We start from the raw sequence: 20,278 nt of genomic DNA on the forward strand, positions 1-20,278 counted from the left end.
CCGCCCCCCCCCCCCCCCCGCCGCGCCCCCCCCCCCCCGCGCCCCACTTACTGCCCGCAGCCGGAGCAGGAGGAGCAGTTGCCGCCACAGCCGGCGGCGCTCACGTCGATCTCGTCGGGGTCCTCGCCGTTGATGGCCATCATCAAGATGGTGTTGATCTGGTTGGCCAGCTTGTCCACCTCGTCCTTGGCGGCGCTAAAGGCCAGCATATGGGGGTTTTTCATGATTTCTGCGTAGAGGGTGCGCATCTCGGCGTTGAGCTGGTCGATGCGGGCTTTGTCCTTCTCGCTCTTGCTCATCTCGGCGTTGAGGTTCATCCGCACCAGGTTGAACTTGCCGATGGCAGCCCCCAGCTCCTTGTCCTCGTCGTTTTGCTGCTGGGCCAGCTGCAGGGCCAGGTAGCGCTCGTCCTTCTGAATTTCCTTGGCCAGTTCTCTGGCCTGTGCGATAATATCCATTTTCAAATCCTCCCCATTCTCCCCCGCGCCCTTTGGCGGGCTTTGGGGGGACAAATTTATTGATTTCTCTTTTTGGGGGGCAAGGGCAAAGGGCAAGAATTTAAACCAGCTCGCCCGCCACCGCCCAGTTTTGCGCCTCGGTGATCTTGACCTGGACAAACTGCCCGCCAAGGCCCTCCTCCCCGGCAAAGGCGACCACGGTCCCGTGCTCGTCCCGCCCGGTCATCTGCCCGGGCTGTTTGCCGGGGCCATCCACCAGCACCCGCAGGGTCTGGCCCACCAGCCCCGCAAAGCGGGCGCTGCCGATGGCGCGCTGCACCTCCTGCAGTTGGGCAAACCAGCGGCTCTTCTCGGCCGCGGGGACGGGGTCTTCCATCCCCGCGGCGCGGGTGCCCGGCCGGGGGGAGAAGATGAAGATGAAGAGGCTGGCGTAGCCCACCTCCCGCACCAGGTCCACCGTCTGCAAAAACTCCTCTTCGCTCTCGCCGGGGAAGCCGACAATGATGTCGCTGGTAAAGGTGACGCCAGGGATGACCGCCTTGGCATAGGCGATCTTTTCCAGATAGCCGGCCCGGTCGTAGTGGCGGTTCATCTCCCGCAGCACCCGGTCGCTGCCCGACTGCACCGGCAGGTGGATGTGGCTGCAGAGCTTCTCCTCCCTGGCGATGAGGTCCAGGAGCTTGTGGGTGATGTCCTTGGGGTGGGAGGTCATGAACCGCACCCAGAAGTCGCCGGGGATGCGGCAGATGCGCTCGAGCAGGTCGGCAAAGTCGCAGGGCTTGTCCAGCCCCTTGCCGTAGCTGTTGACATTTTGCCCCAGCAGGGTGATCTCTTTGTACCCGGCCTCCACCAGGCCGCGCACCTCGGCCACCACGTCCTCGGGGCGGCGGCTGACCTCGCGGCCGCGCACCAAGGGCACCACGCAGTAAGAGCAGAAGTTGTCGCAGCCGTACATGATGGGGACCCAGGCCTTGACAGAGCCGTCCCGGCGCACCGGCATCCCCTCGACGATCACGTTCTCCCCCTCCTCGGCATCAAAGACCCGGGCAGGGCTGCCCTGCCGCCCCCGCAGCACCTCGCAGAGGTTTTGGGGGAAATTTTGCAGGGCGTGGGTGCCAAAGACCAGGTCCACAAAGGGGTAGCTGCGGCGGATGCGCTCCTGCACCGGCTTTTGCTGCATCATGCAGCCGCACAGGCCGATGACCATGCCGGGGTTTTTGGCCTTGTAGCCCTTGAGGGCCCCCACGTTGCCGTAGAGCTTTTGCTCGGCGTGCTCCCGCACGGCGCAGGTGTTGTAGATGACCAGGTCGGCCTCCTCCCGGCGCTCGGTGAAGCCGTAGCCGATCTCGGCGAGCATCCCCTTGATCTTCTCCCCGTCGCTGACGTTTTGCTGGCAGCCGTAGGAGTGGATGTGGGCTAGGGGCCGCCGGGCCCCGTAGAGGGCGAGGCACTGCTGCCTGGCGGCCTCGATCCCCGCGCTGGAAAAGCGGGGGGAAGGCGGGTTTGTTTGGCTCTTCAAAGGTGTTCCTCCTAATTTGTCCATTCGCGTTTCATCATACCATTTTTGTCCCTTTGCTTCAAGTTCCGGTTGTGAAGATTGTGAAAATTCGCAGAAAACCTTCCATCTTTTTTCCGGGTATACTATAATCGGTATTTATAAGGATGTGATTTTTTGAAACCGACACAAGACTTCAACTTCAAGCGGTGGGTCTGGCCCATCACCTACGGCATTCTGCTCTTCTTTTTGCTGCAAAACATCGGCCGCCTCTTCAACCTGGCGGACGGGATGATGGGGCTCCTCTCCCCCATTGTCATCGGCTTTTTCATCGCCTTTATCCTCAACATCCCCATGCGGGCCATCGAGCAGGGGCTGGTCGACCGCTTCCTCATCCGCAAGGAGCTGCCCTCCCTGCGCCGCACCGTCTCCATCCTGCTGACGCTGCTGGTGGTGATCCTCCTCTTCACCGTCATCATCCGCTACGTGGGCCCCCAGCTCACCGACAGCGTGATGCTGCTGGGCCGGCAAATGCCAGGCTACATGAACGAGGTGCAAAAGTGGGTGACCGACATCTCGCAAAACGTCGAGCTGCCCGCCGAGGTGGCCACCAAACTCACCACCTATTTTAACGACGCCCTGCAGTGGCTACTCAACTTCCTCACCGACTTTGTGCCCAAACTCATCGGCGGGGTGGTGGGGTTTGCCTCCAGCCTCATCAATGTGTTCATGGGCTTCGTCTTCGCCCTCTACATGCTCTTTAACAAGGAGAAGATGGTGCGCGGGGTGAAAAAGCTCGCCGCCGCCCTCCTCCCCGAGAACATCTTCCGCAAGGTGCACGACGTGGCCGCCCTCACCAACAACACCTTCAACGGCTACTTCACCGGCCAGCTCACCGAGGCCTTTGTCCTCGGCGGCCTCTGCTTTTTGGGGATGAGCATCTTCCGCTTCCCCTACGCCCCCCTCATCAGCGTCATCGTGGGGGTCACCGCCCTCATCCCCATCCTGGGCGCCTATCTGGGGGCCATCCCCAGCGCCTTCCTCATCCTCATCGAGAGCCCCATCAAGGCCCTGTGGTTCGTCATCTTCATCGTCTGCCTGCAGCAGTTGGAGGGCAGTCTCATCTACCCCCGCATCGTGGGCTCCTCCATCGGTCTCACCGGCTTTTGGGTGATGGCGGCCCTCATCGTCGGCGGCGGCATCGCCGGCATCCCCGGGGTCATCATCGGCGTCCCCGCCTGCTCGGTCCTCTACACCCTCACCTCCAAAAAGACAAACGAGGTCCTCAAGAAAAAACAGCTGGACATCCGCTGACCCCCACCGGTAAAAAGCGGCGCCACCCAAATTGGGTGGCGCTGCTTTTCTCAAAGTCAGTGGAAATCTGTTTAAGACTGGGTGAAGGAGATGTCGATGTTGCCGTTGGTGGTGGCGCAGTAAAACTGCTTCTGCGCGCCCGTCCCGCCGCTCTCGCCCAGGTTGGACTTGCCGTTGGTGGTGGTGCAGCGGTAGTTGTAATCGCCCTGGCTGCCCACAAAGCTGCCCTTGATGGAGGCGTTGGTGGTCTTGAAGTTGGCGGTGGTGGCCTCTAGCCGCTCAAACTCGACCCGGCCGTTTTTGGAGGTGGCGGTAAAGGTCTTACCGCAGGAGATGCGCTCGAGCCGCACAGCGGCGTTGGTGGTCTCCACCGTGGCCACCCCCGCCTGGGAATCCTCCAGGGTGAGGGCGCCGTTGGTGGTCTTGAGCCAGAGGGTGTTCCCCACGTCCAGGGCCCGCCCTTTGATGGTGCCGTTTTTGGTCTCTGCCTCCAGTTCGCCGCTAGCGGAGACACTGTCCAGGTCGATGGAGGAGTTGGTGGTCTTCATCTCCAGCCGGTTTGCCTTGACCTGGGTGAGGTGCAGCGAGCCGTTGGTGGTCGAGAGGGTGGTCGTCCCCGCCACCGACAGGTCCTCCAACTCGATGCGGGCGTTGGTGGTGCTGGCCTTCAACTGGGGCAGGGTGCAGCTCTCCACCTCGATGGCGGCATTGGAGGTGTCCAGCGACAGGCCCTCCAACCGCTCCATCCCGTTACAGCTGATCTTGCCGTTGGTGGTGCGCACCGAGAGCAGTTTCTGGTAGTCCTGCGGCACCCGCAGGACACAGCGGGTGCGGACCTCGTTCAGGCCGCTGAACATCCCCGACCAGACCCGACGCAACCAGTTGTAGTGCCGCTCGGTGTTGACGCTGCGCACCCGCAGCACCCCGTTCTCGTTGGTTATTTCAAACTTGCAGTACTTGGTCTCGGTGTACTCGAGGGCGATCTCCGTCCCCTCGGCAGGGAGGATTTCCACCCGCCGGTTGCCCAGTTCCAGGCGGATCTCCTCCACCCCCGCGGCCGGGGCACTGTAACTCTTCTCCTCGACTTCGCCGCTGGTGGCGTCCAACTGCCAGACGTCGAAGCCGACCATGGCAAAGGCGCCGCCCGCCAGCAGGGCCCCGGCGACACAGAGCGCCGCGGCGGCGATCAGCCAACCCCTAATGTGCTTCATTGACAGCAGCCCCCTTTCTCTTTTTCCCAATGCTGCCCAGCCAGCCAAAGAGGGCGCTGCAGCCCTTCATCATGGCCTTTGCCAGCCCCCATCCCCCCAGGAAGGAGAGGATGGCAAACCCCGCAAACAGCAGGCAGATCCCGATTTGAAAGGCCCCGATCACGGTGTTTTGCGCCAGCAGCGCAAAAGAGGGCACTAAGTAGATGAATCCCGACGCCAAAAAGGCAAAGGACATGACAAACAGGGAGAGCACCAGCATCCACCCGACGAGGAGCAGGGCCAGGGCGACCATGCCGACCGCCAGCGCCAAACTCGCCCAGATGGGGCTGGTCACCGCCAGCAGCACGATTTTCAGCACCTGGCTGTCCTCTCTCTGGCGGGGCGGCGGGGGCGCGTAGGGCTGGCCGTAGGGCGGTGCGCCGTAGTTTCCCACCGGGGGGGCGCCGTAGGGCGGACGGGGGGCGGTGAAAGGCGCTTGTCCCCCCATCTGCGGCCGCGGGTCGCCGGTCGGATGCGTCTGCGGCGGGGGCGCGGCGGGCTCCTTCTTGGCGCCGCCCTCGCTCTCGGCAATCAGTTTGTCGGCGATCTCCTCCACCGGGCCAAACTGGGCGATGACCTCCTCCTCGTCCATCCCCGCCTCCAGCTTGTCGGCGATCATCTCATTGTAGTAGTCCATGGCCATGTCCCGCTCGCCCTCTGACAGCGGCGCGATCTTCTGGCGCAGGGCGTTCATAAATTCGTCCCGTCTCACAGTGCATCCTCCCCCAAAATATAGCAGTATATCCTCTTTAGCTGCGGCCAGTCTCCGGCGAACTCGCCCAGGCGGCGGACCCCCTCTTCGGTGATCTTGTAGTATTTGCGCAGGCGGCCGTTGTGCGCCTGCGAATAGGTGGTGAGACAACCGTTTCCCTCCAGGCGCTTGAGGATCGGATAGAGAGTCGACTCCGATATCTCTATATATTCTGAGAGATCGCCTATGATTTTGTACCCGTATGAGTCCTCTTTTTTCAGGGCGGTGAGGACACATGCCTCCAGCAGCCCCTTTTTCATCTGTACGTCGATGGCTCATCCCTCCTTACACATAATACTATATTGTACATAGTATACTTTGTCAACCCCTTTTCCCCCTCTTTTCTGAAGGTTGCAAAAAAAGGGGGGATGGGGCATAATAGAGGGCGTTTGAAAAAGAAGGAAAACAGACTGCGAGAGAAAGGAGATCCGCTGTGAAAAACCGCTTTGTCACCCCGGGAGGCGAATTTGTCATCCGCCCCACGCGGGAAGAGGACTGCCCGCTCATCCTCTCCTTTATCAAGGAGCTGGCCGAGTACGAGAAGATGGGCGACTTGGTGGAAGCCACCGCCGAGACCCTGCGCCACTCCCTCTTTGGGCGGGGGGCCGCCCGCTGCGTCATCGGCGAGCTGGAGGGGGAGCCGGTGGGGTTTGCCCTCTACTTCTACAACTTCTCCACCTTTGTCGGCAAGCCCGGCCTCTATCTGGAGGACCTGTTCGTCCGCCCGGCCCACCGCGGGCTGGGGCTGGGCAAGCTCCTGCTGCAATACCTGGCCAACCTGGCGCGGGAGGAGGACTGCGGCCGGATGGAGTGGTTCTGCCTGGACTGGAACGCCCCCTCCATCGCCTTTTACAAAAAGATGGGCGCCCGCCCGCTGGACGACTGGACGGTCTTTCGCCTGGACGCCCAGGCCTTGGAAGACCTCGCCTTTCCCCAGTAGCCGCCCTCTCCAAAAGCCGGGAACACCCCCTCCAAAGAGGGGGCGTTTTGTGCGCTCCCGGCGATCCGTCCCCGCGGTGGGATTGTCAGGGGGGCACTTTTTTTGTATACTGTCTTTAAAAGACATTCTGATGAACCTGTTTTTTTAGAAATTTGAGCAGAAAAGGGGGCGAAACCACCTTGCAAAGACAGCGCGTTCTCACCCTGCGCCTGGTCGCCTGCCTGGCGGCCGCCTCCCTTTTGTTGGGCGGCTGCGCCGCCTTCTCCCAAGACGACGCCCCCCTCTCCTCCCCTGTCAGCGCGGCCGATCTGGGGATCGACATGGACTGCAGGGACCAGGGCCGTCTCACCGCCGGAGACGAAAACTACATCTACGCCGCAGGCAGGCGGGGCATCTACCAAATCGGCAGGGGAACAGCCAGCGGCGAGTTGATCCTCCCCCTGTCCTCCCGGGCGCAGTCCCTCATCCGCTACCAGAAATACCTCTACTACCTGCAAGACGGCGCCCTCTTTGCCCTGGATCTGCAGACCCGCGCCGTCCACCCCCTGGGGATCGAGGCGGGGGACGTCTCCCTCCTCAAAGACGCCCTCTATGTCACCACCCCCGACGGCGGCGACCGGCTGCTCTACCGGCTGCAAAATCCCCTCGCCCCGACCCTGGAGGAGCAGGTGCCCGCCGACGAGGGGGCCAGCTACCCCCACTTTTACAGCGGCGTTCTCAGCGGTTCCGCCGGTGTCGCCTACCGGGAGTGGGTGGACGAAAAAGACCCCCTCTCCCTGAATGTCGCCCTCCTCTCGACCGAGAAGGGCGAGCTGGCATCCCCCCTCTCCCTGCCCAGCGAGCGCAGCGGCTCCCACCTGGTCACCCCAGAGGGCGTCTACTACGCGGACAACGGCATCTACCGGGCCCCCTTTGGCGGAAGCCGGATGCACCTCACCGTCAGCCGCGCGACCTTTCCCATCTTCATCACCTACGACAGCCAGTGGATCTATTTTATGGACGGCGCCAATTCGGAGAAAAGGGTCTACCGCCTGCGCTGGGAGACGGTGGAGGAGATCCCCCGATTGCAGGGGATCGACTCCTTTGAGGTCATCTACGACTGGATCTATTTCTACGACGAGACCTCCGATGTCCTCTGTCGCTTTTACATGGGACAGCCCGAGAGCTCTTTGCAGATGGAGATGGAGTTTTTGGCAAAGAAACCCTCATAAACGGACAAAAGGCGGCTGGAAAAACAGCCGCCTTTTTGTAATATGTGTTCGCAGCGGCAAGCGGCTTTCCATCTCCCCAAAGCCCCTCCCCCGCGGGGGTCGAACCCGCCTAAAGCCGGGAAAAAGGGAAGGTGCCCCTGCCGCCGCCCCCGTCTGTACAGGTGTGGCAAAGCGCCGGCCCCCCTCTCTTTGCCGGGGGGGATTTTCTGTTCTCGCAAAACAAAAAAAGAAGCAACCAAATCGGTTGCTTCTCGTGGCGGAAAGAGAGGGATTCGAACCCTCGAGACGGTATCACCGCCTACACGATTTCCAGTCGTGCGCCTTCGACCAGCTCAGCCATCTTTCCGCATATCGCAGGGCGCTCATTTATTATACCCATGGGTTTCCAAAAAATCAACCCCCTTTTTTTCATTTTCGCAAATAATTTGTCTCTTTGTGCCCACACTATCTGCAAAACCAAAATAGGGGGAAAACGAATCATGGACCAGAACACTGAAATGCTCGACTTCATCTACAAAAACACCGAAATGGGGCTCTCCACCCTCGACCGGCTGGTGGGGATCGCCGAGGACGACCACTTCAAGGTCGCCCTCCTCACCCAAAAGGAGGAGTACCGCAAAATCTTCGCCGAGGCCAAACAGCTGGCCGGGGTGGAGCTGGAAAAGACCGGCGCCATGGCCAAATTCTCGGCCTATATGATGCTGGAGCTCAAGACCCTGGCCGACAACTCCCCCTCCCACATCGCCGAGATGCTCATTCAGGGCAGCACCATGGGGGTGGTGGACATGACCAAGCGGCTCAAGGAGTACACCTGCGCCAGCGACGAGGTGCGCGCCCTGGCCCAAAAACTGCTGGAGACCGAGCAGCAAAACATCGAGACCATGAAGGGGTTTTTGCGCTAGCAGGCCGTCACAGCCCCTGGGAGCGGAGCAGCCCCCGGTAGTAGTTTTGCGGCCGGTGGGCCTCAAAGGAGATGGCGCCCGGCAGCCGCGGGGGGCCGACGGCGACCCGGATGCCCACATGGCGAAACCCCATCCAGGCAAAGGGCACCTTGGTGACGATGTCGTTGCCGTTTTCCACCCGAAAGGTCTTGAACACCCGCCGGTTGAAGGACTGGGCAAAGGCCCGGTTGCCCACCCGCGGGCAGCCGAAGAGCACCACTTCAAAGTCCTTTTCGGGAAAGTTGTACTGTAGATCCACCGCGCACAAAACCGCCAGCGCCGCCCCGTAGGAGTGGCCGGTGACCCGCACCTTCTCCGCCTCTTTGGGGAGAAAATAGCGGATGGCGTCGCGCACTTCGGGGTTTTTGTACATGTCGATAAAGCCCCCGTGCACCCGAATTTTGGAAGCGGCGTTGTCGTAGGGGATCTTCTTTTTGCAAAAGCGAAAATCGGTGGCCCAGTCCCTGGCCGAATCGGTTCCCCGAAAGGCGATGTAGACGGTTTTACCCACGCACTCCATATAGAGCTGGATGCCCGTCTTCCCGCTGTCGATAAAGCGCACTTCCCGCCCCTTTTTTACCGGCAGGTTGTCGCCGTAGGCCGCGGCCGACAGCTCCAGCATCGCGGCAAAGCCCTTGTATTCCATCTTCAAAACACCCCCGGAGCCAGTCTATGCTCTGGGGGTGTCTCTCTGCGCCCCTACGCCTCGGGCAGGCCCAGCACCTCGCCCGCCTCTTCCTCGGGCAGCTGGCTCACCTCTTTTAGGCGGCGCTGGATCTGGCGGGTGCGCACCCCCACCAGCCGGTCCAGCTCGCTGCCCGCCTGTTCCAGCCGCTGCTGGGCGGCCGAGAGGGCCCCTTCGAACTTGCCGAACTCGGTCTTGACCGCCCCCAGCACCTGCCACACCTCGCCCGAGCGCTTTTGGATGGCCAGGGTGCGAAAGCCCATCTGCAGGCTGTTGAGCATGGCCGCCATGGTGGTGGGCCCGGCCAGGCTGATCTTGTACTCGTTTTGCAGCGTCTCCACCAGCCCCCGACGGACCACCTCGGCGTAGAGCCCCTCCACCGGCAGGAAGAGGATGCCGAAATCGGTGGTGTGGGGCGGGGCGATGTACTTGTCGCGGATGTCCTTGGCAAACTGCTTGACCCGCCGCTCCAAAGCGGTGCCCAACTGCTCGATCTCGGCGGGGTCCCCCCGGTCGTAGGCGTCCATCAGCTGGGCGTAGGCGTCAGCCGGGAATTTGGCGTCAACGGGCAGCCAGACCGGCTCCTCCCCGTCCCCCGGCAGCTTGACGGCAAACTCCACCACGTTCTTGCTCCCCGGTTTGGTGCAGACGTTCTGGCCGTACTGCTCAGGGGCGAGGATCTGCTCCAGGATGGCCCCCAGCTGGATCTCGCCCAGGATGCCCCGGGTCTTGACGTTGGAGAGGACCTTTTTCAGATCCCCCACCCCCACGGCCAGGGTCTGCATCTCCCCCAGGCCTTTGTAGACCTGCTCCAACCGCTCGCTGACCACCTTGAAGGACTGGCCCAGCCGCTCGTCCAGGGTCTTTTGCAGCTTTTCGTCCACCGTCAGGCGGATCCGGTCCAGCTGGCGGGCGTTGTCCTCCTGCATGGCGCTGACCCGGTTTTGCAGAGTGGCGCGCATCTGCTCCATCTGCTCGGCGCTCTGGCGGGTGAACTCGGCCATCCGGGCGTCGGTGCCCCGCACCGAGCGGTCCACCGACTGCTGCAAGCTCTCCTGCCGCAGGGTCAGCTGGGTGTTCAGGTCCCCCAGCCGCTCGTTGAGGACGGCGGTGAACTGCCGCTGGGACTGGGCCAGCACCTCTCCCAGCCCGGTGACCGAGGCCTGCACCGTCTGCAGGGTGTCCGCCCGGGCGGCCTGGGCCTCCTGCCGCAGGGCCTCCTTCAGCTCCTCCCCGCCGGCATCCCCCCTGCGCCGCAGCAGCAAAATCAGCACCGCCGCCTGCAGGGCCAACACCGCGGCCAACACCAGCAAAATCGCCATCTCCAAAACCGATCCCTCCACCCTTTTCAAAAAAGAACTGTTGTTTAGTATAGCACATCTCCCCGCCGGTTGCACCCCCAAACGGGCGCAAAAAGGGCGCGGGGCCCCCTCTCTGCCCCGCGCCTTTCAGGCGGCTACTCCCCGTCTGCCTCCGGCTCGGCGGAGGGCGGCTCGCTGGCGTCCAGCTCCTCCTCCACCTGCTCGCAGATAAAGGTGAACATCTCCCGCGCCATGTCGGCAAACCGCCGCACCTGGCCCCGCCCCATCTCGTAGGGGACATCGGTGGGGTACCGGGTCTCGATGTAGCAGTGGTTGAGGGCCGCGCTCTCGTCCAGCCACTGTGTGAATTCTTCGTCGTGCTTGACGGCCTGTTTGCAGAGCCAGGAGAGGTTGTGCCCGTCCACCAGGTTCCCGGTCTTGACCAGGATATAGGCCTTTAGGGCCTTTTCGATGGCCTGCTGGCAGTGGAAGGCACAGCTGAAATAGCAGCGGTCCTCCCGCCGCAGCAGCTCCACCGTCTCCATGTCCTCCTCGGCCCTGTCCATCCAGTCGTAGTAGCGGCGACTGTCCCCGGTGTTGTGTCTACGCCTCATAGAGCACCTTCCCCATCCGCCGCACCTTGGCGGCAAAAGAGCCCCGCTCTCCGGCCAGCTGCGCCCACTCCCCAGGGGTGTAGAGGACCACGTCAAAGGGCACCGGGCTGTCGATGGCCAGGTAGAGCTCCTTCTCCAGCCGCCGCTTGTCCGCGGTGTCGGCCACCACCACCAGCTTGAAGCTGGCAGTCTTGCCCGACAGCGTCAGCTTGCGGTTGAAGAGGATCACCTTCTCCGGCCGCGCCAGCCGCCGCACCTCTGCACAGACCTGCAAGATCTGTTCGCCCAATCCCTGTTCTTCCATCGGCACTCCCTCCTCTTTTCAAACAGCGGGGCCGCCGCCCCATCTGCCCTTAGTTTACCCCTTTCCCCCGCCCCTTGCAACCGAATGCCCGCCCCGGGCTGGGAATTTTGCCCCAATTGTGCTATCCTGGTGGGGCAAGAGAAGAGAGACAGGAGGTATTTTTTATGGCAAAACAGTGTTGGAAACCGGGGGCGCTGCTGGCGCCGGTGCCGGCGGTGCTGGTCAGCTGCGGCGAGGGGGAGCGCTCCAACCTCCTCACCGTCGCCTGGACCGGCACCGTCTGCACCAAGCCGGCCATGACCTACATCTCGGTGCGGCCGGAGCGCCACTCCTACCCCCTGATCCGCGAGAGGGGCGAGTTCGCCATCAACCTGGTGAGCCGCCCCCTGCTGCGCGCCTGCGACTGGTGCGGCGTCCGCTCCGGCAGGGACGGGGACAAATTTGCCGCCGCCGGGCTCACCCGCGCCCCGGCCAGCAAGATCGCCGCCCCCCTGGTGGCCGAGAGCCCGGTGAACCTGGAGTGCCGGGTCACCCAGGTGCTGGAGCTGGGCAGCCACCACATGTTTCTGGCCGAAATCGTGGCGGTGGACGTGGAGGAGTCCCTTCTGGACGGGAGCGGGAAACTCTGTTTGGACCGGGCCGAACTCATCCACTACACCCACGGCGAGTACTTTGCCCAGGGGGAGAAGCTGGGCAGCTTTGGCTACACGGTGCGGGGCCCCGGCCGCAAGAAGACCCAGCGGTTCGTCCCCCCTTCGGCGGAAAAATAGGGGGAGCTGTCAAACCGGCCCAAAATGCCTTGCAAAACCCTGCAACTGCCCTCAAATCATAAAGGGGGACGGACATTTTCCTGGGAAATTGATGCAAAGCGTTCATTTACGAACCGCGCCCCCCGCCGTATAATGGGAGGGAAAGAACAGCGACAAAACGCCTCTCTCCCGAGAGCGAGAAAGAACAGGTGACGCAAATCATGCAGAACTTTACATTTCACAACCCCACCCGCATCCTCTTCGGCAAGGGCCGGGAGGACGAGGTCGGCGCCGTCGCCAGAGAGTACGGCAGCCGCGCCCTGGTCCACTTCGGCGGCGACTACCTGCGCAAAAACGGGCTTCTCGAGCGCATCGAGGCCTCTCTGAGCGCCGCCGGCATCGAGTTTGTCGAGTACGACGGGGTGGTCCCCAACCCCCGCCTCTCCACCGTAAAAGAGGGCATCCGCCTCTGCCGGGAGAACCAGCTGGACTTTGTGCTGGCCATCGGCGGGGGCAGCGCCATCGACTCCTCCAAGGCCATTGCCGCCGGCGCCTGCATGGACGGCGACGTGTGGGACTGCTTCACCGGCAAGGCCCAGGTACAAAAGGCCCTGCCCATCGGGGTGGTGCTGACCATCCCCGCCTCCGGCTCGGAATCCAGCAAGGCCTGCATCATCACCAAGGATGAGGGCAGCCAGAAGCGGATGTGCTCCTCCCCCCACATCCTCCCCAAATTCGCCATCCTCGACCCCGAGACCACCTACACCCTCCCCGCCTACCAGACGGCGGCGGGCTGCTGCGACATCATGTCCCACCTGATGGAGCGCTACTTCACCCAGACCGAGCACGTGGACTTCACCGACCGGCTGCTGGAGGGGGCCCTGCGCACCATGCTGGTGACCGCCCCCCGCGTCCTGGCCGAGCCGGACAACTACGACTACCGGGCCGAGGTGATGTTCGTGGGCAACGTGGCCCACAACGACCTGCTGGGGATGGGCCGGGAGGAGGACTGGGCCTGCCACGACATCGAGCACGAGCTCTCGGCCCTCTACGACGTGACCCACGGCGCGGGGCTCACCGTCATCACCCCCGCCTGGATGAAGTACGTCTACAAGCAAAACCTCCCCCGCTTCGTGCAGTTCGCCGTGCGGGTGATGGACGTGGACCTGGCCTTTGACCAGCCCGAGACAATCGCCCTGGAGGGCATTCGCCGGCTGGAGGCCTTCTTCCGCTCCCTGGGGATGCCCACCTCCTTTGCCGACTTGAAGATCCCCGCCGACCGCATCCCCGAGATGGCCCGGCGCGCCCTGGACGGCCGCCCCTATGCCGGCCACTTTGCCCACCTGAACGAGGAGGACATCGCCGCCGTCTACCGCCTGGCCCTGTAGGGGTCCGCCCCATCTAAAGAAGAGAGAGCCCCCCGCCCAAAGGATGGGCGGGGGGGCTCTTTTGGGGAGAAACAGGGTGGCAACGCGCGGGCAACCCTCATTGCCGCTGCTGCGCCCGCTGGGAAAAAGCGGGTAAAGACTATTTGTCCCTCCCCCCACCAAGGCAGAGGGGCGGCTTCCCACCTGTGCAAAGGCGGCCCTCCCCTGCCTGCCGGGCCTCCCCTTCTCCCGCCAAAAAAGCGGCCCTCGCCGAGAGGGCCGCTTTTCTCACTTTATAGGGAGAGCCGGTCAGATTTTAAAGTGCATCCACTTGCCGCTGTGAAAGCGCATGTAGGTCAGCAGGAACCGGGCCAGCTGATCCACCGCCAGCCCCAGCCAGGCACCGAAGAGGCCCATGTTCAGGGGGTAGCAGAAGAGGTAGCCCAGCCCCGGGCGGATGAAGGTGACGCTGATGAGGGAGACCACAGCGGTGAACTTGGTGTCCCCCGCCCCCCGCAGGCAGCCGGAAAAGACCACCTGGGCCACCTGCATAAAGGTGATGACAGCCATGATGACCATGATCATCTCGCCGTAGCGGAGGATCTCCTCCTCCCGCGAAAAGAGCATGAAGATGGGGGTGCCCAGGGCGATACAGACCACCGAGATGGCGGCCGAAAAGAGGACCCCCATCCGCTGGCAGACCCCGCCGTAGATCTTGGCCATGTCCCGCCGGTTTTCGCCCAGGCTGCGCCCCACCAGGGCGATGGCCGCCACCGAGAGCCCGTCGCCAAAGGAGAAGGAGATGTTCATGATGTTCATCCCGATTTGGTGGGCGGCAAAGGCGGTGGTGCCCAATTTGGCCACCAGCACCGCGTAGACCAGAAAGCCGATGCGCAGAAACACCTGTTCGGCCAGGGTGCTGGAGCCGATGTTGACGATGGCCGAGAGGTTGCGCCGATCGAACTTGAGGCTGAAGAAGTCCTGAATGCTGAGGAACTGACCGGGGTGCATCACCGAGACAAAGCTCATGACACAGGCGCAGATAGTGCCGGCCACCGTGGCGATGGCCGCCCCCTGTACCCCCAGTTTGGGGAAGCCCAGGTTCCCCCCGATGAGGAGGTAGTTGAGGACGATGTTCACCCCGTTGGAGACCAGGTTGGTGCGCATGGCGATCTTGGTGTTGCCACAGCCCCGCTGGGCGGCGTTGATGACCATGGAGAGGACGTTGAAGATCATCCCCCCCTGGATGATGCGCAGGTAGCCCACCGCCGCGTCGTGGGTATCGGGGGCCGAGCCGCACAGGCGGATGATGGGGTCGGCCCAAATCACCGTCACCACCGAGATGACGACCGTCAGCACCACCGAGATGATCAGGGCCTGCACCAGCACCCGGTTGGCGCTGTCCCGGTCCCCCTCGCCCCGGCGGCGGGCCACAATGGCCGAGATGGCCACGTTCAGCGACATAAAGACCGCCAGGGCGATGAATTTCGGCTGGGTGGTGAGCCCCACCGCCGCAATGGCGTAAGAGCCCAGCGAGCTGACCATCACCGTGTCCACCATCCCCACCAGACTGATGAGGAAGGACTCCAAAATGGAGGGCCAGGCAATGTTCAGCGTCGTCTTTAAGACGGTCCGTTCGTCGGGGACCTCCCCCTCCTGCTCCACGCCCCGCATCAACTTCTCACATCGAAATAGCTGCACGTTCACACCCACTTTACAATATTTCGCTTTTATTCACATTTTCATTATACACCCATTCCCGCAGGGGTAAAGGGGGAAGCGGGAATGCTGCCGATTTTTGACGTTTTTCTGCTCAGAGCTGCACAACCCCGCTCCATTTTGCAACATCGTGCCAAAAAAGGGGCCGAAGCACCGCCTCTTTGGCGGCCCCTCGGCCCTTTTTTCCACCGCCCTCTCCCCTTTTGGAAAAAGAGGGCGCAGCAAATGTCTCTTCCTTTTGCTCGCCTACTCGGCGGCGGGGATCAGTTCCCGGTAGTCGTGCAGGGCCCAGTCGGCCAGGGCGCGCAGGCGGTCCCACTGGGGCGCGTTTTTGTCGTCGGCGATGGCCGCCGTCTGAAACCCGGCCCCCTTCGCCGTCTCGACGGCCAACGGGCTGTCCTCAAAGACCGCGCAGTCCCCCGCCGGGGTCTGCAGCCGGGCCGCTGCCTCCAAAAAGACGGCGGGGTCGCTCTTGGGCTTGTCGTCCAGCTCCACCGCACTGACCACCGCCGCAAAGTAGGGCAGCAGCCCGTGGGCGCCCAGCACCTCGCCCGCCACCCGCGGGTCGGCCAGGGTGGCCACCGCGCAGGGGACCCCCTCCCCCTTTAAATACTGGAGAAAGGGCAGGACCCCCGGCTTGAGGGGGACGGCGCAGTAGCGGTCCCTGATCATCTGGTACTGCTCAAAGACCATCTGCCCCGGGGTCTTGTCGAGGCCGTAGAGGGCGATGAGCCAGGCCATGGCCTGTTCGTAGGTCTTCCCCTGGATGCGCTGGTAGTAGTGTTCGGGCAGGGGGTGGCCCAGCTGCTCGATATAGCGGTCGGTCACCCCGTCCCAGATGTGGGTGGACTGGGTGAGGGTGCCGTCCATGTCAAAGATGGCGGCGCGAAAGGGCAGCATCGTCTCTCCTCCTGTCAAGGGCCGGGCGGGTTTCCCGGGAAATCAGCGATTGGGCACGTCGGAGGTGCCCCTCTCCCGCAGGTAGGTGGACTCCAGATCGGCCAGGTGGAGCTTCACCGCCAGCGGGTACATCCGAAAGGCGTTGCTCATGGCAAAGCTGCCGCCCCGCACCGAGTCGTCAAAGCCCCCCATGTGCCAGCGGATAGCCATGGCCTCGCTGGTCTTGAGGCGCATGAACCGCTCGATGAGAAAGACCGATTTCTCGCCGTGGCCGTAGGGGAAGGAATCCTCCACCTGGTAGAAGGGGACCTTCTCCCACTGGCCGGTCTCCTCATTTTTGACGTTGCGGCTGCCCACCTTGTAAAACTGGGCCTTGCAGAGGTCGTGGAGGAGCCCGCAGATGGCAAAGCTCTCCAGGTTGTCCTCCCCCTCCTGAAAGTGCTGCTCCACCATGGTGCGAAAGACGCTGATGGAGTGGCGCGCCAGCCCGCCCTCACAGGCGCAGTGGTAGCGGGTGCTGGCCGGGGCGGTGAAGAAGTCGGTGTTCTCCAGCCAGGCCAGCAGCTTTTCGCTGCCGGGGCGGGAGACGTGCTGGGTGAAGAGCGAGATAAACTCGGCCTTGTAGTCCACTTCCTGTTCCATGGGCGACCTCTCCTCCCCGCTACTTGTTGTGTTTGAGCCACTGGATGCAGCAGTTGGCGTAGACCGCCGCCACCGCCGGCAGGGAGCGCTCGTCAAAGAGGGCCTTGGGGTTGTGCAGCCCGAAGAGATGGCCCTCTTCCCGGGTGCCCATGCCGCAGTGGAACATGGCCCCTGGGCGCTGTTCGGTGAAGTAGGCGAAGTCGTCCGAGCCCATGATACGGGGCCCCTCGGTGATGCAGTCCTCCCCCACCACCTCTTTCATGTACCCCTGCATCTCCCTTGTAAAGGCGGGGTCATTTACAGTGGGGGGCGTCTCGGACTCGTAGCTGATCTCGGCAGTGGCGCGGAAGGTGGCGGCGGTGCTGTGGATGATCTCCTCCATCCGCTTCTTGGCAAATTTCCGCACCTCGGGGTCAAAGGCGCGCAGGGTCCCCTGCAGCACGCAGTCGGAGGGGACGATGTTGGGCGCCTGCCCCGCCTGGATGCTGCCGAAGGTCAACACCACCGGCTGCAGGGCCGAGACCTCGCGGGCGATAATGGACTGCAGGGCGATGACGACGTGGGCCGCCACATTCACCGGGTCCACCCCTGTCTCGGGCATCGAGCCGTGGCTGCCCTCGCCGTGGATGGTGACCTTGAAGATGTCGCTGGAGGCGAGGATCGGCCCCTCCAGCAGCCGGACGGCCCCGGCCTTCATGGGGATGGAGGTGTGGGTGCCGAAGACCGCGTCCACGTGGGGGTTTTCCAGCACCCCCTTCTCGATCATCTCCACCGCGCCCTTGATGGGCTCCTCGGCGGGCTGGAAGCAGAGTTTGACCCGGCCCTCCAGCTCGTCCTCGTGCTCTTTGAGCAGCTGGGCGGCCCCTAGCAGGGTGGCGGTGTGGATGTCGTGCCCACAGGAGTGCATGGCCCCGTTTTGGGACTTGAAGGGCTCGTCGGTCTCCTCGGCCATGGGCAGGGCGTCCATGTCGGCGCGCACCAGCAGCACCTTGCCGTCGGTCTTTTTGCCGGCCATGGCCACAAAGCCGCTGGGGCAGATGTCCTCCACCTCATACCCCATCTCGGTGAGGCGCTTTTTCACGTAGGCGGCAGTGAGGGGCAGTTCAAAGCCCAGCTCGGGGTTTTGGTGCAGATAGCGGCGGTCAGCCACCATCTGGTCCTGGAGTTCCCAGGCGCGTTCCAACAGGGGATGGCGCATTGCAAAACACACTCCTTTTTACGGCAAACGGGTGTACGGTCGGTCTGGTTTACCCCTTCTGGGCGATGATGGCCCGCATCCTGTCGATGAGCATGTGCAGGGCCACCTGGTTGTGCCCCCCTTCGGGGACGATGATGTCGGCGTATTTCTTGTTGGGCTCGACAAACTGGTCGTGCATCGGCTTGACGGTGGTCAGGTACTGGTTGACCACCGAGTCCAGGTCGCGGCCCCGCTCCTTGACGTCGCGCACCAGCCGGCGGAGGATGCGCACGTCGGCGTCGGTGTCGACAAAGACCTTCATGTCCATCATGTCCCGCAGGGTCTTGTCCTCAAAGATCATGATCCCCTCGAGGATGATGACCTTGGCCGGGTTGACCTGCACCTGTTCGCCGGTGCGGGTGTGCTCCACAAAGGAGTAGACCGGCCGCATCACCGATTTACCCTCCCTGAGCTGTTTTAAGTGCGTGACGAGCAACTCGGTCTCAAAGGCGTTGGGGTGATCAAAATTGAGCTTGGCGCGCTCCTCATAGGTCATGTCGTCGTGGGCCTTGTAGTAGTCGTCGTGGCACATGATGATCACATCTTCATCGCAAAAGGCCGCTTTCAGCTTGTAGGCCAGGGTGCTTTTGCCCGAACCGGTGCCCCCCGCAATGCCGATGATGGTGGTCTTGTCCTGTTGCATGCTCTTCCTCCTGCTGCTTTTTCTCGTGTCGCCCCGTGGGGCTATTGGTACCATTATAGCGAATTTGTGCGGCGTTTTCCATCCCCCTGTCAAAACTCGGTCGAGAGAGGTCCCCTTTCCCCCCACCGCCCCCCTGTGGTATACTTGATGATAACCTGTATTTGCGAAGGGAGGGCGGCGCCGTGCGCATTGCCATCTGTGAGGACGAGGAGGCCCAGGCCCAGTACCTGGCGGCCCTGGCGCGGCGCTGGGCCGCCGACCAGGGCCAGGCGCTGCAGGTGGACTGCTACCCCACCGCCGAGAGCTTTTGGTTTGCCCGGCAGGGGGATGCGGGCGCCGATCTCCTCCTGCTGGACATCCAGCTGCCGGGGGAGAGCGGGCTCGATCTGGCCCGGCGGCTGCGGGGCGAGGGGGAGACCCTGCCCATCGCCTTTGTCACCGGGCTCGACGAGCACCTGGGGGAGGGCTACGAGTTGGAGGCCCTGCACTACCTGGTCAAGCCGGTGTCGGAAGAGCGGTTTTTCGCCCTGTTGGACCGGGCGGCCCGGCGGCTGCCGGAGCCGACTTTGGTGATCCGGGTCGAGGGGGAGGAGCGCCGCCTGCTGCAGCGGGAGATCCTCTGCGCCCAGGCCGGCGACCGCCAGACCCTGCTGCACACCCTGCGGGGGGATTTCGCCCTCCCCCTTTCGCTGGAAAAGGTGGAGAAGGCCCTGTCCCCCGACCTCTTTTTTCGCTGCCACCGCTCCTGTCTGGTGTCGCTGCGCGCCATCGCCCGCCTGGGGCGGGAGGAGCTGGTTTTGGACGACGGCACCCGCCTGCCCGTCAGCCGGCGGATGGGGCCCCAACTGGGGCGGGCCTTTGCCCGCTGCAACGGAGGGATGCTGCTGTGAACCCCTTTCTCGTCGCCGCGCTTGCCGCCCTCTGCGCCCTGCTGCTGGCGGCCGGCGGCTGGCTGCTCTACCGCCTGGCGGCCCGCCGTTCGGAGCGGCGGCTGGCCGGCTACCAAAACGACCTGCTGGAGACCCACTGCGCCGAGGTGCAGAACATCTACACCCAGATGCGGGGCTGGCGGCACGACTACCACAACCATCTCCAGACCCTCAAGGGGCTGCTCTCCCTGGGCCGCTGCGGGGAGGCCGAGAGCTACCTGCGCCAACTGGAAAGCGACCTGCAGTCGGTGGACACCATCTTGAAAACCGGCAACCTGATGCTCGACGCCATCCTCAACTCCAAACTCTCGCTGGCCGAGAAGGGGGAGGTGGCCATCCGGGCCAAGGCGTCGGTCCCCCCCTCCCTCACCGTGGCGGACGTGGACCTCTGCGTCATCATCGGCAACCTGCTGGACAACGCCCTGGAGAGCTGCCGCCAGCTCCCCGACAAGGGGGAGCGGTTCCTGCGCATCTATGTCGGGCGGGTGAAGGAGCAGCTCTACATCTCGGTGCAAAACGCGGTGGCCGGGCGGGCTGACCGGCGAGGCGGCGGCTACCGCAGCGCCAAGGGCGAGGGGCACGGCTTCGGCCTGCGGCGGGTGGACGCCCTGGTGGCCCAGTACGGCGGCATCGTCAACCGGCAGGACGAACCGGGGGTCTTTGCCACCGAGATCTTCCTCCCCCTCTGAACTGAAAAACCGTCTGCGCGCGAAAACGAGCCGTTCGCGCGCTTTTTTGTTTCCCCCTGTGCCGCCCGTGGTATCCTTTTCTTGCAAAGGCCCTCTTTGGGCCCTTCCACACTTTTTACCTGTAAAGGAGGGGCACCCC

General features: G+C 63.3%; 22 protein-coding genes and 1 tRNA gene. 8 read left to right on the forward strand and 15 right to left on the reverse strand.

All coding sequences use genetic code 11. The features are described 5' to 3' along the window. Positions 1–47: 47 nt before the first annotated feature. Both ACTNAU_RS07655 and miaB read right to left on the reverse strand, forming a co-directional pair. Positions 48–458: a YlbF family regulator gene (locus ACTNAU_RS07655; protein WP_185915098.1), complete on the reverse strand. Its 411-nt coding sequence runs from the start codon at positions 456–458 to the stop codon at positions 48–50. Positions 459–558: 100 nt separating this feature from the next. Beyond that, positions 559–1,977, reverse strand: a complete 1,419-nt coding sequence (gene miaB / locus ACTNAU_RS07660; protein WP_441098047.1) for a tRNA (N6-isopentenyl adenosine(37)-C2)-methylthiotransferase MiaB — start codon at positions 1,975–1,977, stop codon at positions 559–561. Between the two features lie 153 nt (positions 1,978–2,130). Here miaB and ACTNAU_RS07665 point away from each other — a divergent pair, with 153 nt between their 5' ends. Next, positions 2,131–3,267 (forward strand): AI-2E family transporter, encoded by a 1,137-nt coding sequence (locus ACTNAU_RS07665; protein ID WP_441098048.1) that lies wholly within the window; start codon positions 2,131–2,133, stop codon positions 3,265–3,267. A gap of 71 nt (positions 3,268–3,338) precedes the next feature. On the opposite strand, the gene ACTNAU_RS07670 is transcribed toward ACTNAU_RS07665, so the two are convergent. Genes ACTNAU_RS07670 through ACTNAU_RS07680 form a run of 3 tightly spaced genes read right to left on the reverse strand, consistent with a single transcriptional unit; the run spans position 3,339 to position 5,540 of the window. Beyond that, positions 3,339–4,478 (reverse strand): DUF4097 family beta strand repeat-containing protein, encoded by a 1,140-nt coding sequence (locus ACTNAU_RS07670; RefSeq protein ID WP_441098049.1) that lies wholly within the window; start codon positions 4,476–4,478, stop codon positions 3,339–3,341. Beyond that, complete coding sequence (locus tag ACTNAU_RS07675; protein ID WP_441098050.1) at positions 4,465–5,229, reverse strand: HAAS signaling domain-containing protein; 765 nt, start codon at positions 5,227–5,229, stop codon at positions 4,465–4,467. The genes ACTNAU_RS07670 and ACTNAU_RS07675 overlap by 14 nt, the downstream gene beginning before the upstream one ends. Beyond that, entirely contained in the window at positions 5,226–5,540 is a 315-nt protein-coding gene (locus ACTNAU_RS07680; protein ID WP_044991868.1) for a PadR family transcriptional regulator, read from the reverse strand. The genes ACTNAU_RS07675 and ACTNAU_RS07680 overlap by 4 nt, the downstream gene beginning before the upstream one ends. 161 nt (positions 5,541–5,701) lie before the next feature. Between ACTNAU_RS07680 and ACTNAU_RS07685 the strand changes: the two genes are divergently transcribed. Both ACTNAU_RS07685 and ACTNAU_RS07690 read left to right on the forward strand, forming a co-directional pair. After that, on the forward strand, positions 5,702–6,208 hold the full coding sequence (locus tag ACTNAU_RS07685) for an N-acetyltransferase family protein (protein WP_441098051.1): 507 nt from the start codon (positions 5,702–5,704) through the stop codon (positions 6,206–6,208). A gap of 179 nt (positions 6,209–6,387) precedes the next feature. After that, on the forward strand, positions 6,388–7,419 hold the full coding sequence (locus ACTNAU_RS07690) for a hypothetical protein (protein WP_441098052.1): 1,032 nt from the start codon (positions 6,388–6,390) through the stop codon (positions 7,417–7,419). A 254-nt stretch (positions 7,420–7,673) separates the two neighbouring features. On the opposite strand, the gene ACTNAU_RS07695 is transcribed toward ACTNAU_RS07690, so the two are convergent. Continuing rightward, a tRNA-Ser gene (locus tag ACTNAU_RS07695) sits at positions 7,674–7,765 on the reverse strand. A gap of 133 nt (positions 7,766–7,898) precedes the next feature. On the opposite strand from ACTNAU_RS07695, the gene ACTNAU_RS07700 reads away from it, so the two are divergent. Further along, positions 7,899–8,321, forward strand: coding sequence for a hypothetical protein (locus tag ACTNAU_RS07700; protein WP_441098053.1), 423 nt, complete (start codon positions 7,899–7,901; stop codon positions 8,319–8,321). A gap of 7 nt (positions 8,322–8,328) precedes the next feature. Here ACTNAU_RS07700 and ACTNAU_RS07705 read toward each other — a convergent pair whose 3' ends face one another. The 4 genes from ACTNAU_RS07705 to ACTNAU_RS07720 form a co-directional block, all read right to left on the reverse strand. Further along, positions 8,329–9,006, reverse strand: a complete 678-nt coding sequence (locus tag ACTNAU_RS07705) for a lipase family protein (RefSeq protein ID WP_216401292.1) — start codon at positions 9,004–9,006, stop codon at positions 8,329–8,331. A 53-nt stretch (positions 9,007–9,059) separates the two neighbouring features. Then, positions 9,060–10,388 (reverse strand): DNA recombination protein RmuC, encoded by a 1,329-nt coding sequence (gene rmuC, locus ACTNAU_RS07710; RefSeq protein WP_441098054.1) that lies wholly within the window; start codon positions 10,386–10,388, stop codon positions 9,060–9,062. Positions 10,389–10,501: 113 nt separating this feature from the next. Beyond that, positions 10,502–10,960, reverse strand: coding sequence for a HEPN domain-containing protein (locus ACTNAU_RS07715; protein ID WP_441098055.1), 459 nt, complete (start codon positions 10,958–10,960; stop codon positions 10,502–10,504). Continuing rightward, positions 10,950–11,264, reverse strand: coding sequence for a hypothetical protein (locus tag ACTNAU_RS07720; protein WP_021658241.1), 315 nt, complete (start codon positions 11,262–11,264; stop codon positions 10,950–10,952). Before ACTNAU_RS07720 ends, ACTNAU_RS07715 begins: the two co-directional genes overlap by 11 nt. 164 nt (positions 11,265–11,428) lie before the next feature. Between ACTNAU_RS07720 and ACTNAU_RS07725 the strand changes: the two genes are divergently transcribed. Both ACTNAU_RS07725 and ACTNAU_RS07730 read left to right on the forward strand, forming a co-directional pair. Beyond that, a complete protein-coding gene (locus ACTNAU_RS07725; protein WP_216401295.1) occupies positions 11,429–12,034 on the forward strand; it encodes a flavin reductase family protein in 606 nt (201 codons plus the stop codon). A gap of 200 nt (positions 12,035–12,234) precedes the next feature. Beyond that, entirely contained in the window at positions 12,235–13,401 is a 1,167-nt protein-coding gene (locus ACTNAU_RS07730; protein WP_441098056.1) for an iron-containing alcohol dehydrogenase, read from the forward strand. 288 nt (positions 13,402–13,689) lie between these two features. On the opposite strand, the gene ACTNAU_RS07735 is transcribed toward ACTNAU_RS07730, so the two are convergent. From ACTNAU_RS07735 to udk, 5 genes are all read right to left on the reverse strand, one after another. After that, a complete protein-coding gene (locus ACTNAU_RS07735) occupies positions 13,690–15,081 on the reverse strand; it encodes an MATE family efflux transporter (RefSeq protein WP_369680653.1) in 1,392 nt (463 codons plus the stop codon). A 264-nt stretch (positions 15,082–15,345) separates the two neighbouring features. After that, positions 15,346–15,999 carry an HAD family hydrolase gene (locus ACTNAU_RS07740; RefSeq protein ID WP_185915086.1) on the reverse strand — a complete coding sequence of 218 codons (654 nt, stop codon included), beginning with the start codon at positions 15,997–15,999 and terminating at the stop codon, positions 15,346–15,348. 42 nt (positions 16,000–16,041) lie between these two features. After that, a complete protein-coding gene (locus tag ACTNAU_RS07745) occupies positions 16,042–16,641 on the reverse strand; it encodes a hydrolase (protein ID WP_441098057.1) in 600 nt (199 codons plus the stop codon). Positions 16,642–16,660: 19 nt separating this feature from the next. Next, positions 16,661–17,824 carry a M20 metallopeptidase family protein gene (locus ACTNAU_RS07750; protein ID WP_441098058.1) on the reverse strand — a complete coding sequence of 388 codons (1,164 nt, stop codon included), beginning with the start codon at positions 17,822–17,824 and terminating at the stop codon, positions 16,661–16,663. A 64-nt stretch (positions 17,825–17,888) separates the two neighbouring features. Continuing rightward, positions 17,889–18,521 carry a uridine kinase gene (gene udk / locus ACTNAU_RS07755; RefSeq protein ID WP_216401299.1) on the reverse strand — a complete coding sequence of 211 codons (633 nt, stop codon included), beginning with the start codon at positions 18,519–18,521 and terminating at the stop codon, positions 17,889–17,891. Between the two features lie 182 nt (positions 18,522–18,703). Here udk and ACTNAU_RS07760 point away from each other — a divergent pair, with 182 nt between their 5' ends. Together ACTNAU_RS07760 and ACTNAU_RS07765 are read left to right on the forward strand one after the other, a co-directional pair. Continuing rightward, on the forward strand, positions 18,704–19,411 hold the full coding sequence (locus ACTNAU_RS07760) for a LytR/AlgR family response regulator transcription factor (protein WP_216401300.1): 708 nt from the start codon (positions 18,704–18,706) through the stop codon (positions 19,409–19,411). Beyond that, positions 19,408–20,139: a sensor histidine kinase gene (locus tag ACTNAU_RS07765; protein WP_441098059.1), complete on the forward strand. Its 732-nt coding sequence runs from the start codon at positions 19,408–19,410 to the stop codon at positions 20,137–20,139. Before ACTNAU_RS07760 ends, ACTNAU_RS07765 begins: the two co-directional genes overlap by 4 nt. The last annotated feature ends 139 nt before the right edge of the window (positions 20,140–20,278 follow it).

This window comes from Bittarella sp. HCP28S3_D9, assembly GCF_052065655.1.
Classification (GTDB): Bacteria; Bacillota; Clostridia; order Oscillospirales; family Ruminococcaceae; genus Bittarella; species Bittarella massiliensis.

Bases quoted from the DNA above. Each gene is read 5' to 3' on its own strand.
- ACTNAU_RS07670 (WP_441098049.1), bottom strand. From the start codon at position 4,478: ATGAAGCACATTAGGGGTTGGCTGATCGCCGCCGCGGCGCTCTGTGTC.
- ACTNAU_RS07740 (WP_185915086.1), bottom strand. From the start codon at position 15,999: ATGCTGCCCTTTCGCGCCGCCATCTTTGACATGGACGGCACCCTCACC.
- ACTNAU_RS07715 (WP_441098055.1), bottom strand. From the start codon at position 10,960: ATGAGGCGTAGACACAACACCGGGGACAGTCGCCGCTACTACGACTGG.
- ACTNAU_RS07745 (WP_441098057.1), bottom strand. From the start codon at position 16,641: ATGGAACAGGAAGTGGACTACAAGGCCGAGTTTATCTCGCTCTTCACC.
- ACTNAU_RS07700 (WP_441098053.1), top strand. From the start codon at position 7,899: ATGGACCAGAACACTGAAATGCTCGACTTCATCTACAAAAACACCGAA.
- udk (WP_216401299.1), bottom strand. From the start codon at position 18,521: ATGCAACAGGACAAGACCACCATCATCGGCATTGCGGGGGGCACCGGT.
- ACTNAU_RS07730 (WP_441098056.1), top strand. From the start codon at position 12,235: ATGCAGAACTTTACATTTCACAACCCCACCCGCATCCTCTTCGGCAAG.
- ACTNAU_RS07655 (WP_185915098.1), bottom strand. From the start codon at position 458: ATGGATATTATCGCACAGGCCAGAGAACTGGCCAAGGAAATTCAGAAG.
- ACTNAU_RS07720 (WP_021658241.1), bottom strand. From the start codon at position 11,264: ATGGAAGAACAGGGATTGGGCGAACAGATCTTGCAGGTCTGTGCAGAG.
- ACTNAU_RS07705 (WP_216401292.1), bottom strand. From the start codon at position 9,006: ATGGAATACAAGGGCTTTGCCGCGATGCTGGAGCTGTCGGCCGCGGCC.
- ACTNAU_RS07725 (WP_216401295.1), top strand. From the start codon at position 11,429: ATGGCAAAACAGTGTTGGAAACCGGGGGCGCTGCTGGCGCCGGTGCCG.